Genomic DNA, 15,469 nt, shown 5'->3' on the forward strand with positions numbered 1-15,469 from the left:
CGGGGCTCCCCCGAGTCTGCTTGGATTTCACCATGACCCAGGCCGCCTCCTCCCACGCCCCGCGCAAGCCGCGGGCTTCGGGCGCGCCGCGCGCTTCGCGCACGCCACGAGCTCCGGGCGCGCCGCTGGCTCCGGGCGCGCCGGTGGACCCGCGTGCCCAGCAGGCGGAGCGCGCCCCGTCCTCCTCTCGGCCGCCCCTCGCACGCCCCCGTGTCTGCGTTCTCGGCGGGGTGAGTCAGGCGCTCGCCGATCACCTGGGGTGGCCCGTGACATCCGTGCGGTGGATCTTCGCCGGACTCTCGCTTTTTGCGGGCGCAGGGGTACTCCTCTATCTCTGGCTATGGGCACTCACCCCGCTCCGGCCACTCCAGGCTCCGGATGCGGTCGGCCCTGCGGGTCTGACCGGCTCGGTCGGCCGAGTGGATCCGGTCGACGGGGTGCAGCGCACGGTCCCGGTCGCGTGGGTGCTGCTCGCGCTCGCCGCCCTCGCCGGAATCGGCACCATCGGGTCCGCTGTCTCCGGCGGCAATCCGCTCGGGCTCCTCGCCCTGGTGGGTCTGATGATCGCCTTCGCCGTCAGTGCGGTGAGCTGGGACCAGCTCGTCGACGTCGGCGACGCTGCTCGCGGCCGTGCATCCTCGGCGCTGCTCAGGCTCGTATCGGGCGGCTTCCTCCTCCTCGTCGCCATCGCCTTGGCCGCCACCCCGAGCCAGGTCGGTTCCGGATGGGTCTGGGCGTCGATCATCGCCATCACGTTCGCAGGCGCGGCGGTTCTGCTTGCCCCGTGGGCGTTCCGGCTCTGGCGGGAGCTCATCTCCGAGCGCACCGCCCGGATCAAGGAGGAGCAGCGCGCCGAGATCGCCGCGCACCTACACGATTCCGTGCTGCAGACCCTCGCCTTGATCCAGAATCGGGCTGGAGCATCGAGCGAGGTCGCCCGCATCGCCCGGGCGCAGGAGCGCGAGCTGCGGGAGTGGCTGTTCGCGGGATCCGAGGCTCCTTCGAGCGACTTGGCCGCGGACCTGCGCGACTTCGCTGCTGTGCTGGAGGTCGACCATCCTGTGCACATCGACGTCGTCACTGTCGGCGAACCGGTCGAGCGGGGCACGGCGGAACTCGGCGCGGCGGCCCGCGAAGCCATGCTGAACGCGGCACGGCACGCCGGCGGCGAGATCTCGGTGTACGTCGAGAGTCGCCCGGGCGCTGTCGACGTCTTCGTCCGCGACCGCGGAGCGGGCTTCGACGTGGAATCCCTTCCCGAGGGGCGCCTCGGAGTCCGCGAATCCATCATCGGCAGGATGAAGCGGGCCGGTGGCACCGCGACCGTGTCGTCCCGCGAATCCGGCACCGAAATCCACCTGAGTATCGAATTCACGAACGAGGCACCATGAGCGACGAGCACAGTCCGAGCGACCACGCCGACCACGCCGACCACGCCGAAGAAGCGAGCGCGACCCGTCCAGAGCCCGATCCCATCTCGGTGGCGATCGTCGACGACCACTCCATCTTCCGGTCGGGCCTGCGGGCTGACCTCGATGCCCGGCTCTCTGTCGTCGCGGAGGCGGCGGACGTGGATTCGGCCGTCGAGGCCATCCTGAACTCCCATCCTGGTGTGGTGTTGCTCGACGTGCACCTTCCCGGGGGCGCGGGTGGCGGGGAGCGGAAGTGGTTCGGCGCACGGCTCCGCAGTGCCCGGACACGCGCTTTCTCGCCCTGAGCGTCTCGGACGCGGCCGAGGATGTGGTCGGCGTGATCCGCGCGGGCGCTCGCGGCTACCTCACGAAGGGAAGCTCGGGCAGCCAGGTCAGCGATGCCGTCGTGGCGGTCGCTAGCGGTGACGCGGTGTTCTCGCCACGCCTCGCCGGATTCGTGCTCGACGCGTTCGGTGTCGCGGCAGGCGAGCAGGCGGAGACCAAGGACGAACTCGACCGCCTCTCGGCGCGCGAGCGCGAGGTCATGCGGCTGATCGCCCGGGGCCACTCCTACAAAGAGGTGGCCGCCGACCTCTTCATCTCGATCAAGACCGTCGAGACCCACGTGTCGGCCGTGCTCCGCAAACTGCAACTCTCCTCCCGTCACGAACTCACCGCCTGGGCCCTCGAGCGCAAGCTCCTCTAGCCGCTGCGAGCCCCCTCATCCCGGCGCCTGGCGTCGAGTGGCGCCGATTCGACCTTCCCGCGCGCCACGAAGGTCGAATTGCCGCGACTCGGTGCGCAGTCGGAGGAGGTCACGCACCGTCCGAACGAACGCGGCTTCGGAGCGGATGTCGTCGGGCCCGACGAGGACGACATGCAGGCCAGCCGTCTGAAGGTCGAGCACCCGGGAAAGATCCTTCCTGTATTGCTGGCGTTCGCGATGATGGTCACCCTGGTACTCGAGAATGAGCCCGCGATCGAGGAAGGCGAAATCAGCGCGGTACAACTGACCGCTGGCGCCCTGAACAGGTGCATTGACGCTGAGCCCCGGAAAGTTGGCGCGCACCAGGATCAAACGGATCCGCGTCTCCTGTGGAGACTCTGAGCGATCGTGAAGCAGCGGAAGCGCCTCTCGTAGCTTGCGTCGACCTCGTTGACCCAGGAAACCTTGCACCGCGGCCGTCAAATCTGCCGACGACGCGATCGGATGCGCCCGTCTGATGATGAAGTCACCCGCAGCGATGAGCTCATCGGTCGTTAGATACGAGCCGAGTTCGCACCACGTTCGTGTGGGGTTGCTTACTCGCAAACCATCGACTTCCCTGATATCGCCGTCAAGAAATCGGACCGTGTGACCCCTGACGCCGCGACCTTCCGGCGCTCGATTCGGCCACGCCACTGAGACGTCGATCGCGCGTGACGTAGCGTGGGGCGGGAGTGGAATTCCCCAGAGTTGCGCGGCCGTCGTATGGCTGAAGAATGACTCGGGCGGCGCTTTGGTCGAATACGCGCGACACAGTGAGGCGACGTCCGAGGGGAGATCGGCGGGCATCCTGACCCCGTGGAACGGGATCGCGAGGTCGCGCCCGTAGAGGCGTCGCTCACCGTATCCCGCGTCGCGCGCCTCACGGACCAGAAAGGCTCGCGTGCGGTGGAGCGATTCAAGTTCGATGCGAGGCGTCATGTCCCCACCTTGCAGTTCCGCAACCGCCGCTAAGCGGTTATCCCCAGCCCGCAATCACCGTCCACAGATCGAGTTGCGGCGAATCGACCCTCCGGGCGCGCGGGAAGGTCGATTTGCCGCCACTCAGCAAAAAGAGGGGGCTATGCGAAGAGGCGCTGCAGGCGGCGCACGCCCTCGAGGAGTTCGTCGTCGCCGAGCGCGTAGGAGAGCCGCAGGTAGCCGGAGGGGCCGAAGGCCTCGCCCGGTACCGTGGCGACCTCGGCCTGGTCCAGGATGAGGTCCGCGAGCTCCAGCGAGGTCGTCGGCGTCACGCCGCCCCACGAACGGCCGAGCAGGCCGCTTACGTCTGGATACACGTAGAAGGCACCGAGAGGTGTCGGGGTGCGGATGCCCGCGATGGCGTTCAGCTCGGCGACGATCGTGCGCCGGCGCCGGTCGAACGCGAGACGCATCTCCTCCTCCGGCTCCTGCGGCCCGGTGAGTGCTTCCAGAGCAGCCCGCTGGGAGATGTTGGACACGTTGGAGGACAGGTGCGACTGCAGGTTCGCCGCTGCCGCGATGGCATCGGCCGGCCCGGTCATCCAGCCCACGCGCCACCCGGTCATGGCGTAGGTCTTCGCCACACCGTTGACCAGGATGGTGCGGTCCGCGAGCTCGGGGACCGCATCCACGATCGACACGGCCTTCACACCGTCGTAGGTGAGGTTCTGGTAGATCTCGTCCGCGATGACCCACAGCCCGTGAGCTTCCGCCCAGCGCCCGATCTCCTCGACCTGCGACGGTGAGTAGACCGAGCCAGTCGGGTTCGACGGGGAGACGAAGAGAAGCACCTTCGTGCGGTCGGTTCTGGCGGCCTCGAGCTGGTCCACGGTGACGAGATAGTCCTGGTCTGCTCCGGCGAAGACGTCGACCTGCGTTCCGCCGGCCAGCTTGATGACCTCGGGATACGTGGTCCAGTACGGCGTCGGCACGAGAACCTCGTCGCCCGGGTCGAGCAGCGTCGCGAACGCCTGGTAGACGGCCTGCTTGCCCCCGTTGGTCACGACGACCTGCGAGAGGGAGACGGCGAGGCCGGAATCGCGGAGGGTCTTGGCTGCGATCGCCTCGCGCAGCTCGGGCAATCCGGCGGCAGGGGTGTACCGATAGTTGCGCGGATCGCGAACAGCCTCGAGCGCGGCCTCGACGATGTTCGACGGTGTGACGAAATCGGGCTCGCCCGCCGCATAGCTGATGATGGGCCGGCCCTGGGCTCTCAGCGCCTTCGCCTTCGCGTCGACTTTGAGGGTGGCGGATTCGGCGATGCCACTGATTCTGCGGGAAACTCGCTGCTGCGCTGTCACGATGCCCAACTTTACAGTCGTGCATCCGTCACATACACTGGGCTGCGGTAGTTGAAATCTGCCAAGCTTTTTGCGCCCTTTTTTCGGTAGAGCAGCTGCGAAGCCCCGGAGTAACTTCCTGGCGATATCGGTTAGCCTTGTCGTCAGGATGTGCGCGATCAAGTGTCGCGGTTTCCACTTTCCTAGGGCGGTGGCTCAATTGGTAGAGCAGCGGTCTCCAAAACCGCAGGTTGCAGGTTCAAGTCCTGTCCGCCCTGCAAGCCGGCATTCCGATGCCGGCCCACGAAAGGTGTAACGAGGTGGCCCGAAAAGTTATCGACGAGCCCAGCGAGGAAGTCGTCGCCAACGCGAAGAAGGAGCGCGCTGCAAAGCGTGGACCCTTCGCGCGGATCGCCCTGTTCATCCGACAGGTCATCGGCGAGCTCAAGAAGGTGGTCACACCCACCCGCAAAGAGCTGTTCAGCTACACCGGCGTCGTGCTCGTCTTCGTGGTGATCATGATGGGGATCGTCTCCCTGCTCGACTGGGTCTTCGGACTCGGAGTCGTGTGGGTGTTCGGCAATCCGTCCTAACGACGGCAGCCGCCGTCACGACGGCAGTCAGGGCCGCATCCGGCCAACGACAGAAATGGAATGAATTCAGTGTCTGAGACAAATCGCGACGACGTGGACTGGGCGACCGCAGCCGAGCAGTCCTCCGAAGACGATGAGGCGCAGACCGGGAACGTTCTCGCCGCCGATGAAGACTCCGTAGACGCCGCAGAGCACGAGGCCCTGCACGTCGTCGCCGAAGACGGAACCGAGATCGATCTCGACGCCGTGCTCGACGCGATGGCCGAGGCCGTCGACCCCGAGGCCGACCGCGCCGTCGACGAGGCCCTCGAAGTCGACAACGACGAAGAGGCCGAGGCCGCGATCGAAGCCGTCGAAGACGAGGACGAGAACGCCACCGACCCGTACGAGGAGTTCCGCGCCGAGCTGCGCGCCAAGTTCGGCAAGTGGTACGTCATCCACTCCTACGCCGGGTTCGAGCGTCGCGTGAAGTCGAACATCGAGAACCGCATGGTCTCGATGTCGATGGAGGACTTCATCTTCGAGGTGCAGGTCCCCATGGAAGACGTCGTCGAGATCAAGAACGGCCAGCGCAAGATGGTCAACCGCGTGCGCATCCCGGGTTACGTGCTCGTGCGCATGGACCTGAACGAAGACAGCTGGTCCGTCGTCCGCCACACGCCGGGCGTCACCGGCTTCGTCGGCAACGCGCACAACCCCACCCCCTACGTTTCGAAGAAGCCTTCTCGATGCTGAAGAGCCTCGTGCAGGTGCAGGAGGCTCCGGCCAAGGGCGGCGCCACCAAGGGCGCCAAGACCGCACAGCGCGTCATCCCGGCCGAGGTCGACTTCGAGATCGGCGAGACCATCACGATCAAGGAAGGCTCGTTCGCGGGTCTTCCCGGTTCGATCAGCGAGATCAAGCCCGAGAGCGGCAAGCTCACGGTCCTCGTCTCCCTCTTCGAGCGCGAGACCCCGGTCGAGCTCAGCTTCGACCAGGTCACGAAGCTCTAACCCACAGATTTTTTAGAACACCGGATCTCGGAACGGCCGAGAAACCGGGAGAGCCGTTCGGGATGCATCCCGAACGCTCGAATACACAAAGAAGGAATGAACATGGCACCGAAGAAAAAGGTCACTGGTCTGATCAAGCTTCAGATCAAGGCCGGCGCCGCCAACCCCGCCCCGCCCATCGGCCCGGCGCTCGGTCAGCACGGCGTCAACATCATGGAGTTCTGCAAGGCGTACAACGCGGCTACCGAAGCGCAGCGCGGCAACGTCATCCCGGTGGAGATCACCGTCTACGAGGACCGTTCGTTCACGTTCATCCTCAAGACCCCGCCGGCCGCAGAGCTGATCAAGAAGGCCGCTGGCGTCGCCAAGGGCTCAGGCGTCCCGCACACCACCAAGGTCGGCAAGCTGACCACGGCACAGGTTCGCGAGATCGCCGAGCAGAAGATGGTCGACCTCAACGCGAACGACATCGACGCCGCGTCGAAGATCATCGCCGGCACCGCGCGTTCCATGGGAATCACGGTCGAGGCCTAAGCAGCCCGCCCGTCCATCCCGGACGCCAGCACAGACACATTCGTGGCAGAGCTTCGCCAGGCTCGCACCACATTCTCGACAGGAGAAACAAATGGCACAGAAGTCAAAGGCCTACCGGGCCGCGGCCGAGAAGATCGAGGCCGGAAAGTACTACACCCCCGCTGAGGCCGTCTCGCTCGCACGCGAGACCGGTTCGGCCAAGTTCAACTCGACCGTCGAGGTCGCGCTGAAGCTGGGCGTCGACCCCCGCAAGGCGGACCAGATGGTCCGCGGTACCGTGATCCTTCCCCACGGCACCGGTAAGACCGCCCGCGTCATCGTGTTCGCGACCGGTCCGGCCGCTGAGGCTGCGATCGCAGCCGGCGCCGACGAGGTCGGCGGCGCCGAGCTCATCGAGAAGGTCGCCGGCGGCTACACCGCGTTCGACTCGGCCGTCTCCACCCCGGAGCTCATGGGCCAGGTCGGTCGTCTCGGTAAGGTGCTCGGCCCGCGTGGCCTCATGCCCAACCCGAAGACCGGCACCGTTACGCCGGATGTGGCCAAGGCCGTCTCCGACATCAAGGGCGGAAAGATCGAGTTCCGCGTCGACAAGCACGCCAATGTGCACTTCGTCGTCGGCAAGGCCGGCTTCACGGCCGAGCAGTTGCAGGACAACATCAGCGCCGCCCTCGAAGAGGTCATGCGACTGAAGCCGTCCGCTTCGAAGGGTCGTTACATCCAGAAGGGCGCCGTGTCGACCACGTTCGGCCCCGGCATCCCGCTGGACGTCAACGCGATCTAGTCGATCTGCGTACGAAGACACAGTCTCGTTCGAAGGCCCGCTCCGTGAAGGAGCGGGCCTTCGTCGTTGACGGCTCCGGGCATCCCGAACCAGCGAGTCGAAGTGAGAATAGTTCATTCCCGACAAAGACTATGACAGACCCGTCTACCCCCTCTTGTGGTGGTAGAACACACAGGTCTAATGTCGCGCTTGGTACGCGCCGCGTGCCAGCTCACAGTCGAGTAAAGGATGACATTCATGACAACTCGCATCAGCCGACGGCCTCTCCACAAGAGGGCCGTCGGAATCGTCGCCACCGTGACCGCCGTCGTGGCGCTGTCACTGACCGGCGTAGGGGCGGCGAACGCCGCCGACCGGGTCACGTTCGCCGACTCGGTCCCCACCTGGGCGACTTCTGCCAACGACGCCGGAGCCGCCCCGACCGATGAGACGTTCGAAGGGGAGATCTACCTTCCACTGCGCGACCAGCAGGGCGCTGAAGCCCTCGCCAAGGCGGTGTCCTCACCCGTCAATCTCGCGTTCCGCAAGGCCCTCACCCCGAATCAGTGGATCAAGCGGTTCTCCCCGACCCAGGCAGACTCCGACTCGATCGTGAGCTTTCTCAAGACCGCCGGCCTGACCATCACTGCCGTTCCGGCCAGCCGCCAGTACGTGGTGTTCCGCGGAACTGCCGAGCAGCTCGGCTCGATATTCGGCACCTCGCTTCACGCGTTCAACTACGCGGGCAAGCAGCTCGTCGCTCCGACCACGGCTCCGTCGCTCCCGACGGCTGTCGGCACGAAGGTATCCGGCATCAGCATCGAGCAGTCCAGGATGCTCACCAAGCCAGACTCGATCAAGCAGGGCGACCTGGGCGCATCCGGCGAACCGCAGCTGAGCCGCAAGGCCGCTGCCGCTCCCGTCATCGTGACGCCTTGTTCGCACTACTCGGGCGAGCACACCGTCACCGTTCCGCCGGCCTACAACGGGCAGACGCAGTACAGCACCTTCAACTGCGGCTACACCCCCAAGCAGCTCCGGTCGGCTTACGGCCTCGACACGCTGAGCAAGCAGGGCATCAACGGGTCGGGACAGACGATCGCAATCATTGACGCGTACGCCAGCCCCAGCATCCTGAGCGACGTGAACACGTACTCGGCTGCGAACGGCGAGCCCGGTCTGACCAACTCCACCTACCAGCAGCTCGTGCCGAAGCCGAGCGACTTCACCGACCAGGCGCTGTGCCAGTACCCGAGCGGATGGCAGGGTGAGCAGACGCTCGACGTCGAGTCGGCCCACGGCATCGCACCGGGGGCGCGCATCCTGTACGTCGGCGGAACGAACTGCGGCGGCGGCCTCGATGTCGCCATGTCGAAGATCCTGGATAACAAGCTCGCGACGATCGTGAGCAACAGCTACGGCAACGTCGGCGAAGCGGTTCCGGCCGACGTGCTCCAGGGCGAGGCCAACCTGCAGATCCAGGCGGCCGGCGAGGGCATCGGCCTCTACTTCTCGAGCGGTGACAACGGTGACGAGGTCGCAGCTCTCGGCTACCCGTCGCCCGACTTCCCGGCATCCTCGCCGTGGGTCACCTCGGTGGGTGGCACGAGCATGGGCATCGACAAGAACGGCAAGCTCGCTTACGAGACCGGTTGGGGCGACACCTTCGACCAGATCGTGAAGGATGCGTCGGGCAACCTGTCCTACGTGCAGCCGCTCCCCGGAACGCGTTTCGTGGGTGGTGCCGGTGGTGGAACGAGCGCCGTGTTCGCGCAGCCTGACTACCAGAAGAACGTGGTTCCGGCGGCTCTCGCCAACGGTCACCGCGTGTCTCCGGATGTTGCGGCCCTGGCCGACCCGTACACCGGGTTCCAGATCGGCATCCGTCCGATCATCGACGACGACACCCTGGCGACGGGCGACTTCATCAACGAGACCTACGGTGGAACGTCGCTGGCCTCGCCGATCGTGGCAGCCCAGATCGCGATCGTGCAGCAGTCGACGCACACGTCGATCGGGTTCGCGAACCCGACGCTGTATGCCGTCGACCGCGTGCTGCCGAAGAGTTTCCGTGATGTCCTGCCGCTGAACCCGACCCAGGCGGTCGCTTACACGAGCGCGATCAGCGGAAACACCTATCTCGTGTCCTTCGACCAGGACACCTCGCTGAAGACGGCGAAGGGATACGACAACGTCACCGGCCTCGGCGGCGTCTCGTTCTCGCTGCTGTCGTTGGTGGCCTCCGGGCGCCACTAGCGCGTCGGATCATCGGGCCGGCCGTCCCCACCAGGGGCGGCCGGCCTTCCTCTGCCTCGCGTCTCTGCCAGCGTCTCTCCGTGGTGTCGCAGCACGGCGATACAGTGAACGGATGACCGTCACGATCCGCACCGCGGGGGCTCAGGATGCGCGGGCGCTCGCCGCCGTCGCAGCCGAGACCTTCGCACTCGCCTGCCCACCGCACACCACGGAGGAGGCGAAGGCGCACTTCATCGCCACGATGCTCTCCGAGGCCAAGTTCACCGAATACCTCGCCGACGACCAGCGCGCACTTCTCATCGCCGAGGATGTCGACCCCGAGGACGGCGGGGCCGTCGCGCTCGGCTACACGATGGTGAATTTCGGGGAGCCGACGGATGCGGACGTGAAGTCGGCGATCCGCATCCGGCCCACGAGCGAGCTCAGTAAGTGCTACGTGCTCGCCGGCCATCACGGAGCGGGCGTGGCCGCCGGGCTGATGCAGGCGAGTCTCGACGCGGCCGTCCAGCGCGGAGCCGAGGGGATCTGGCTGGGCGTGAACGAGGAGAACAGTCGCGCCCAGCGGTTCTACGCGAAGCACGGGTTCGAGCGGGTCGGGTCGAAGCAGTTCCTCGTAGGGGAGCGGCTCGAGGACGATTGGGTGATGGAGCGGTCGCTCGCGCCTGCCGAAAACTAGCCTTCGGCGACCTTGATCACGATCTTCCCGCGGGTGTGCCCGCCTTCGATGGCGCGATGCGCCTCGGCGATCTCATCGAGGGAGAAGATCTGCTGGACGTGCACGCGTACATTGCTCGACTCGAGCAGGCGGGCTATCACCGCCAACGCGTTGCCGTCGGGGGCGACCTTGAAGTCCGTGCCGCGCATCCCTGCGGCTGTCACATCTTCCTGAAAGGTCGGCCAGCTGCCCGTCGGCACGTTGATGATGAGACCGCCGGGGCGCAGTACGGAGAGCGAGCGTGTGCCGGTGTCGTCGTGCACGTTGCCGATCAGGTCGATCACGACGTCGACATCGCTGACGACGTCCTCGAAGCGGGTGGTCGTGTAGTCGATGACTTCGGTGGCCCCCAGTGAGCGCAGCCAGGCGACGTTCGCCGTCGAGGCGGTGGCGATCACGTGGGCGCCGAAGTAGGAGGCGAACTGCACGGCGAAATGACCCACACCGCCGCTGCCGGCGTGGATGAGCATCCGTTGCCCCTCATGCGCTTTCGCCACCTCGACGACCATGCCCCAGGCCGTGAGAGCCGCAACGGGAGCGGCTGCAGCCTCGATGTGGGAAAGCGTCGTGGGTTTGCGCACGACGCTCAGGCTCGGCACCGACACGTACTCGGCGTAGGTTCCGCTGTAGCGCGGGACCATGACCATCCCGAACACTTCATCGCCGGGCTTGATGGGATGCGCGCTGAACGGCGACTGCACGACGACACCACTGAAGTCGTGCCCGAGCACCGCTGGAAGGCTGTGGATGGCGCCGAACACCCCGCGACCGGCGCGGGTCTTGGCGTCGATCGGATTGACGCTCGAAGCGACCACCTTCACCAGGAACTCGGCGTTCACCCGGTCGGGGGCGGCGGTCTCGGCGATCTCGAATTCCTCGGGAGGTCCGGGCTGGCGGAGGAGGGCTGCTCGCATCGTCGTCACCATTCGTCGTCCCATCGTCGTTTCGATCCTCAGTCAATCCCGTCAATGATTCGCCGGTGTTACGACGGAGTCACCGCTTGTGAACAATCTGTTTCGGATACCCCCAGGCAGTTTCCCTGACTTCACTCGTTATGATGCTGCACGTGACCCGACTGCTCCGATCCGACGGCCGAGTGCGGCTGTCGCAGATCGTGCGGCAGCCGTTCGCTGTGCCGCTGCTCGCGCGCGGATGGCAGCGAGCCGTTCCGGTTCTGCTCGCGATCGGCACCTTCGCCGTTCTCGGCGGACTCACCGTGATCTGGGCGGCCAGACTCACCGTGCCGTATCCGGTGTACGTCAGCGAGCTCGGCGCACACGGGGCTCCCACGGCGGCGCCCTTTGCGGTGGCGTTGCTCAGCATCGCCGCGGGCGGATTCTCGATCGCATTGGCTAGCGGGCACATCCGATCGGCTGCGCCGGTGCTCGGTCGCTGGGCTCCCGCTGTCACGCTGGGATTCGCTGGACTGTGCTTCGTTGTCGCGTCGCAGATCACCTGCTCCGCGTACTGCCCGGTTCCCCTCGTCGACCCGCGTTCGACGGTGGGAGACCTCGTGCACACGTCGACCGCTGTGCTCGGGTTCGGGGCCGCCTGCTACGCCATGCTCCAGGTCGCTTTCGCGACCGCCCTGCCTCGGATCGCGCGCTTCTCGCTGCTCTGCTGCGTGGCGGTCGCATCGATCACGATCGTGGGCGGTCTGCTTGCTCTCGTCCACGTCGCCACGGATGTGGGGGCGTGGCTGGAACTCACCGGAACGACGGTGGCGATCGCCTGGTTGGCGGTCTACGGGATGTCACTCGTGCGCGTTCCCGTGCTTGCGGCGGGCGACGGGCAGTAAGCCAGGCGTCAGCCCGCGCGTTGCGTGCTGCGCTGGAGCACGGCGATGAGATTGGCGGCAAGGGCGACCAGTTTCGCGATCTCGGCGTCATCCCGGTCGACCCACTGGCACTGGGGCTCCTCGTGGACGGGGACGAAGTTCACGTGCTGCTCCCAGACGAACAGCGTGCGCTCGGCGCCGAGCACATACTGCTGCCACCAGATCTGACGCAGATAGTTGCGCGGGATGCTGCGGAACTCCTTGTTCGTCGTCTTGATCTCGGCGAGTTCCAGCGTTCCGGTCGAACGCAGCGCGAGACCGTCGGGCGTCGCCAGGTGCCGAAGGTCCCGTTCCGCGTGGAACAGCGCGTCGCTCGGGTGGATGCCGTGGGTCGCAGCGACCCAGGATGCGATCTGGGGTTCGCGGTCGCGACCGTGCTGCGTGTAGACGTTGCCGCCGAATCCTGTGCCGTGCAGCTTGTCGTATGCGGCGCTCTGCACGGAGCGCGGCGTGGACAGCTTTGCGACGTCCGTTGCGGTGATCCCGCGGCTGCGGGCGCGCAACCAGGCCACACGGTCGCTCGATCGAGCGACGACGCGGCCGAGGTGGCCGGTGGGGCGCTGCTGCGGCTGCTGCTGCGGCTGCGCTTGCAGCGGCGATCGGCGGGGCGGGATGCGCTCTGGGAGGCCGAGGTCCAGCTCTGGCGCTGCCGGCTCGGAGAGAGCCAGCGGGCGGGTCAGAGCGACGTCGAACATCCTCCTATTCTGCCCCGAGTCATCGTGCCGCGCCGCCGCCCACGCCCAGCGCGCCGATCTGCCGTCGGGCCTCGTCGATGGTCTCGAGGGTGCTGATCGCCTCGTCGAGCGGGTGCAGAGGCGAGTCGGTGAGTCCGTCGGCCACGTAACGGGCGAGGGCCGCGGCCTCGTACACCATTCCCTGGCGTCCGGGCCGGTCATACGGATCGATCCACTCGGCGCCGACGGATCCGTCCGCCTCGTGGAAGCGGAGTCCGCTCGGGGCCCAGAAGGGGCTGTGCGTCTCGACCCTGCCTGCCGATCCGCTGATGGTCGCGAGCGACGGGGTGCCCGCCCTGATCCCGGTACTGAGCAGGGCTTGGGCTCCATTGGCAGAGCTCAGGATGAGCGCGACCTGCTCGTCGACGCCGGTCGACGTGAGCGTTCCCGCGGCGATGACACCCGCGGGTGCGCCCAACGCGAATGACGCCCAGGAGACGGCATAGACGCCGAGGTCGAGCAGAGCCCCGCCACCGAGCGCCGGGTCGAAGAGGCGGCTGGTCGGGTCGAATGTGGCGGCGAATCCGAAGTCCGCTGTCACGACGCGAACATCGCCGAACGCGCCGTCGGCGAGCAGCTGGCGCACGATGTCGGTCTGCGGAAGGTAGCGGGTCCACATGGCCTCCATTGCGAACACGCCGGCTTCGCGAGCGGCCGCGGCGATCGCCCTGGCGTCGTCCGGCCGTACGGCGATGGGCTTCTCGATGAGCACGTGCTTGCCAGCGGAGATCGCGAGGAGGGCGAGCTCGGGGTGCTGAGGATGGGGCGAGGCGACGTACACGACGTCGACCTCCGGATCGGCGACGAGCTCCTCGTACGACCCGTAGGAACGAGCGACCCCGTGCGCGGCCGCGAAGGCGGCGGCGCGCTCGGCGGAGCGCGAACCGGCGGCGACGACGCGCTGACCGGAGTGCTTGTGCAGCGCATCCGTGAAATCTGCGGCGATGCCACCAGGAGCCAGCACGCCCCAGCGGAGTGCGGGAGCGTCCGTGGGATCGGGGAAACGGGGTTCGGGCAGGGTCTGGAAGGCGCTAGTCATGAGATCAGTCTGCCTTATATACACGTATTCTGCCGTCGATCAGGCGACTTTTGCTTGACCTCCGATCGAAGTATCTCTAGGTTGATGGCATCCAGTAGAAAATACCTAGGGCATAAAAGCACTAGGTTCCCCACCGCCGATGTCGTCGACGACGAGAGGACCCACCGGTTCCATGAGCAACAAACGCAGTTCCAGGCCGCGCAGCGCTCGGCAGCGCCGCATCCGGTCGTTCACCATCGGGACGGCGCTCGCTGCCGCCACCGCGGTACTGATCGGCACGAGCGGATGCGCCACGGGCGCATCCGACAGCGCCGACGGCACCACACTCACCTACTGGGCGAGCAACCAGGGCACCAGCCTCGACAACGACAAGGCCGTGCTCACGCCGGTGCTGAAGGACTTCACCGACAAGACGGGCATCAAGGTCAAGCTCGAGGTCATCGGCTGGAACGACCTGCAGACCCGGCTCCAGACCGCGGTGACGAGTGGTCAGGCGCCCGACGTCACCAACATCGGCAACACGTGGGCCGCCTCGTTGCAGGCGACCGGCGCCTTCCTGCCCTTCGGAGAGACTGAGTTGAAGGCCGTTGGCGGCGCCAAGAAGTTTGTTCCCACGGCGCTCGAGACCGGTGGCGCCGCGGGGCAGGATCCCACGTCGGTTCCGCTCTACGGCCTGGCATACGGCCTCTATTACAACAAGGCCTTGTTCGCGGCAGCGGGCGAGAAGCCGCCGACGACCTGGGAAGAACTCGTGGCAACGGCGAAGAAGCTCACCACGGCAGACATCGCAGGCATTTCACTCGCAGGTGGAAGCTACACCGAGAACGCGCACTTCGCCTTTATCAACTCCGCTCAGAACGGCGCGGCTCTTTTCGACAAAAAGGGGAAGCCGACCTTCACCAGCGACGGGGTCGTCGACGGTGTGATGCGCTACCTCGATCTCATGCAGAAGGACAAGGTGATGCCGACGGCCGACGCTCAGTTCGCAAGTAGCAACGACGCTCTTGCTCGCTTCGCGGCAGGCAAGGCGGCGATGACGGTGACGCAGAACAGCGCGGGTACGTCTCTGGAGGCCGGCGGAATGCACTCCGACGCATACGGGGTGGTTCCCTTCCCCTCTCCCCAGGGAGGGAAAGCGATCGCCAGCATGGTCGCGGGCATCAATCTCTCGGTCTTCAAGAACACGAAGCACAAGGACGAGGCGCTCAAGCTCGTCGACTACCTCACAAGCGAGTCCGCCCAGGCGGCACTCGGCCGACAGTTCTCCACCCTTCCTGTACTGAAGGGCGTGGCACCCAGCGTCAAGGGCGACCCGGAGCAGATCGCCCTGTTCCAGAAGATCTACAGCACGATGTCGGCGCCGCTGCCGACTGTCGCAGCCGAGGACCAGTACGAGAGCACGGTCGGCAAGGCCATGAACCAGCTGTTCGCCTCGATCGCCACAGGAACCCCCGTCAGTCGCGCCGACGTCAAGAAGGCCCTGCAAACCGCGCAGGACGACGTCGCCGCATCCGTCGGCTAACAGACCGGGGCGCGCGGGCGGGTTCCCCCGTCACCTCAGCCCGCGCGTCCCACCTCCGTTCAGCGTCGA

The 15,469-nt window shown here is 66.4% G+C and carries 13 protein-coding genes, 1 tRNA gene and 2 pseudogenes; 11 read left to right on the forward strand and 5 right to left on the reverse strand.

Going from position 1 to position 15,469, the window contains the following annotated elements; translation table 11 throughout:
* Positions 1-32: 32 nt before the first annotated feature.
* Together ACQ86A_RS04770 and ACQ86A_RS04775 are read left to right on the forward strand one after the other, a co-directional pair.
* The gene (locus tag ACQ86A_RS04770; protein ID WP_431279467.1) at positions 33-1,391 is read left to right on the forward strand and encodes a PspC domain-containing protein; all 1,359 of its coding nucleotides are present in this window, start codon (positions 33-35) and stop codon (positions 1,389-1,391) included.
* Positions 1,388-2,118, forward strand: a pseudogene (locus ACQ86A_RS04775) (LuxR C-terminal-related transcriptional regulator). Before ACQ86A_RS04770 ends, ACQ86A_RS04775 begins: the two are co-directional and overlap by 4 nt.
* A 15-nt stretch (positions 2,119-2,133) precedes the next feature.
* Here the strand turns inward: ACQ86A_RS04775 and ACQ86A_RS04780 are convergent.
* Both ACQ86A_RS04780 and ACQ86A_RS04785 read right to left on the reverse strand, forming a co-directional pair.
* The gene (locus tag ACQ86A_RS04780; protein ID WP_431279468.1) at positions 2,134-3,099 is read right to left on the reverse strand and encodes an endonuclease domain-containing protein; all 966 of its coding nucleotides are present in this window, start codon (positions 3,097-3,099) and stop codon (positions 2,134-2,136) included.
* Positions 3,100-3,239: 140 nt separating this feature from the next.
* Positions 3,240-4,439: a pyridoxal phosphate-dependent aminotransferase gene (locus ACQ86A_RS04785; protein WP_431279469.1), complete on the reverse strand. Its 1,200-nt coding sequence runs from the start codon at positions 4,437-4,439 to the stop codon at positions 3,240-3,242.
* 184 nt (positions 4,440-4,623) lie between these two features.
* On the opposite strand from ACQ86A_RS04785, the gene ACQ86A_RS04790 reads away from it, so the two are divergent.
* The 7 genes and pseudogenes from ACQ86A_RS04790 to ACQ86A_RS04820 all read left to right on the forward strand — a co-directional run bounded on the left by ACQ86A_RS04790 (position 4,624) and on the right by ACQ86A_RS04820 (position 10,229).
* Positions 4,624-4,696 (forward strand) — tRNA-Trp (locus ACQ86A_RS04790).
* 42 nt (positions 4,697-4,738) lie between these two features.
* On the forward strand, positions 4,739-5,011 hold the full coding sequence (secE, locus tag ACQ86A_RS04795; RefSeq protein WP_431279470.1) for a preprotein translocase subunit SecE: 273 nt from the start codon (positions 4,739-4,741) through the stop codon (positions 5,009-5,011).
* A gap of 69 nt (positions 5,012-5,080) precedes the next feature.
* Positions 5,081-6,003, forward strand: a pseudogene (gene nusG / locus ACQ86A_RS04800) (transcription termination/antitermination protein NusG).
* Between the two features lie 102 nt (positions 6,004-6,105).
* The gene (gene rplK / locus ACQ86A_RS04805) at positions 6,106-6,537 is read left to right on the forward strand and encodes a 50S ribosomal protein L11 (protein WP_431279471.1); all 432 of its coding nucleotides are present in this window, start codon (positions 6,106-6,108) and stop codon (positions 6,535-6,537) included.
* A 91-nt stretch (positions 6,538-6,628) separates the two neighbouring features.
* Positions 6,629-7,318 carry a 50S ribosomal protein L1 gene (gene rplA / locus ACQ86A_RS04810; protein ID WP_431279472.1) on the forward strand — a complete coding sequence of 230 codons (690 nt, stop codon included), beginning with the start codon at positions 6,629-6,631 and terminating at the stop codon, positions 7,316-7,318.
* A 237-nt stretch (positions 7,319-7,555) separates the two neighbouring features.
* Entirely contained in the window at positions 7,556-9,553 is a 1,998-nt protein-coding gene (locus ACQ86A_RS04815; protein ID WP_431279473.1) for a S53 family peptidase, read from the forward strand.
* A gap of 112 nt (positions 9,554-9,665) precedes the next feature.
* Positions 9,666-10,229: a GNAT family N-acetyltransferase gene (locus ACQ86A_RS04820; RefSeq protein WP_431279474.1), complete on the forward strand. Its 564-nt coding sequence runs from the start codon at positions 9,666-9,668 to the stop codon at positions 10,227-10,229.
* Here the strand turns inward: ACQ86A_RS04820 and ACQ86A_RS04825 are convergent.
* Positions 10,226-11,194, reverse strand: a complete 969-nt coding sequence (locus tag ACQ86A_RS04825) for an NADP-dependent oxidoreductase (protein ID WP_431280367.1) — start codon at positions 11,192-11,194, stop codon at positions 10,226-10,228. The genes ACQ86A_RS04820 and ACQ86A_RS04825 overlap by 4 nt on opposite strands.
* 140 nt (positions 11,195-11,334) lie before the next feature.
* On the opposite strand from ACQ86A_RS04825, the gene ACQ86A_RS04830 reads away from it, so the two are divergent.
* Positions 11,335-12,066 (forward strand): DUF998 domain-containing protein, encoded by a 732-nt coding sequence (locus ACQ86A_RS04830; protein WP_431279475.1) that lies wholly within the window; start codon positions 11,335-11,337, stop codon positions 12,064-12,066.
* 8 nt (positions 12,067-12,074) lie between these two features.
* On the opposite strand, the gene ACQ86A_RS04835 is transcribed toward ACQ86A_RS04830, so the two are convergent.
* Both ACQ86A_RS04835 and ACQ86A_RS04840 read right to left on the reverse strand, forming a co-directional pair.
* A complete protein-coding gene (locus ACQ86A_RS04835) occupies positions 12,075-12,800 on the reverse strand; it encodes a YqaJ viral recombinase family protein (protein WP_431279476.1) in 726 nt (241 codons plus the stop codon).
* Positions 12,801-12,819: 19 nt separating this feature from the next.
* Positions 12,820-13,878, reverse strand: a complete 1,059-nt coding sequence (locus ACQ86A_RS04840) for a Gfo/Idh/MocA family protein (protein WP_431279477.1) — start codon at positions 13,876-13,878, stop codon at positions 12,820-12,822.
* Between the two features lie 172 nt (positions 13,879-14,050).
* On the opposite strand from ACQ86A_RS04840, the gene ACQ86A_RS04845 reads away from it, so the two are divergent.
* Positions 14,051-15,400 carry an ABC transporter substrate-binding protein gene (locus tag ACQ86A_RS04845; protein ID WP_431279478.1) on the forward strand — a complete coding sequence of 450 codons (1,350 nt, stop codon included), beginning with the start codon at positions 14,051-14,053 and terminating at the stop codon, positions 15,398-15,400.
* Positions 15,401-15,469: the final 69 nt, after the last annotated feature.

It is taken from the genome of Leifsonia poae, assembly GCF_050632195.1.
In the GTDB taxonomy this organism is placed as follows: Bacteria; Actinomycetota; Actinomycetes; order Actinomycetales; family Microbacteriaceae; genus Leifsonia; species Leifsonia poae_C.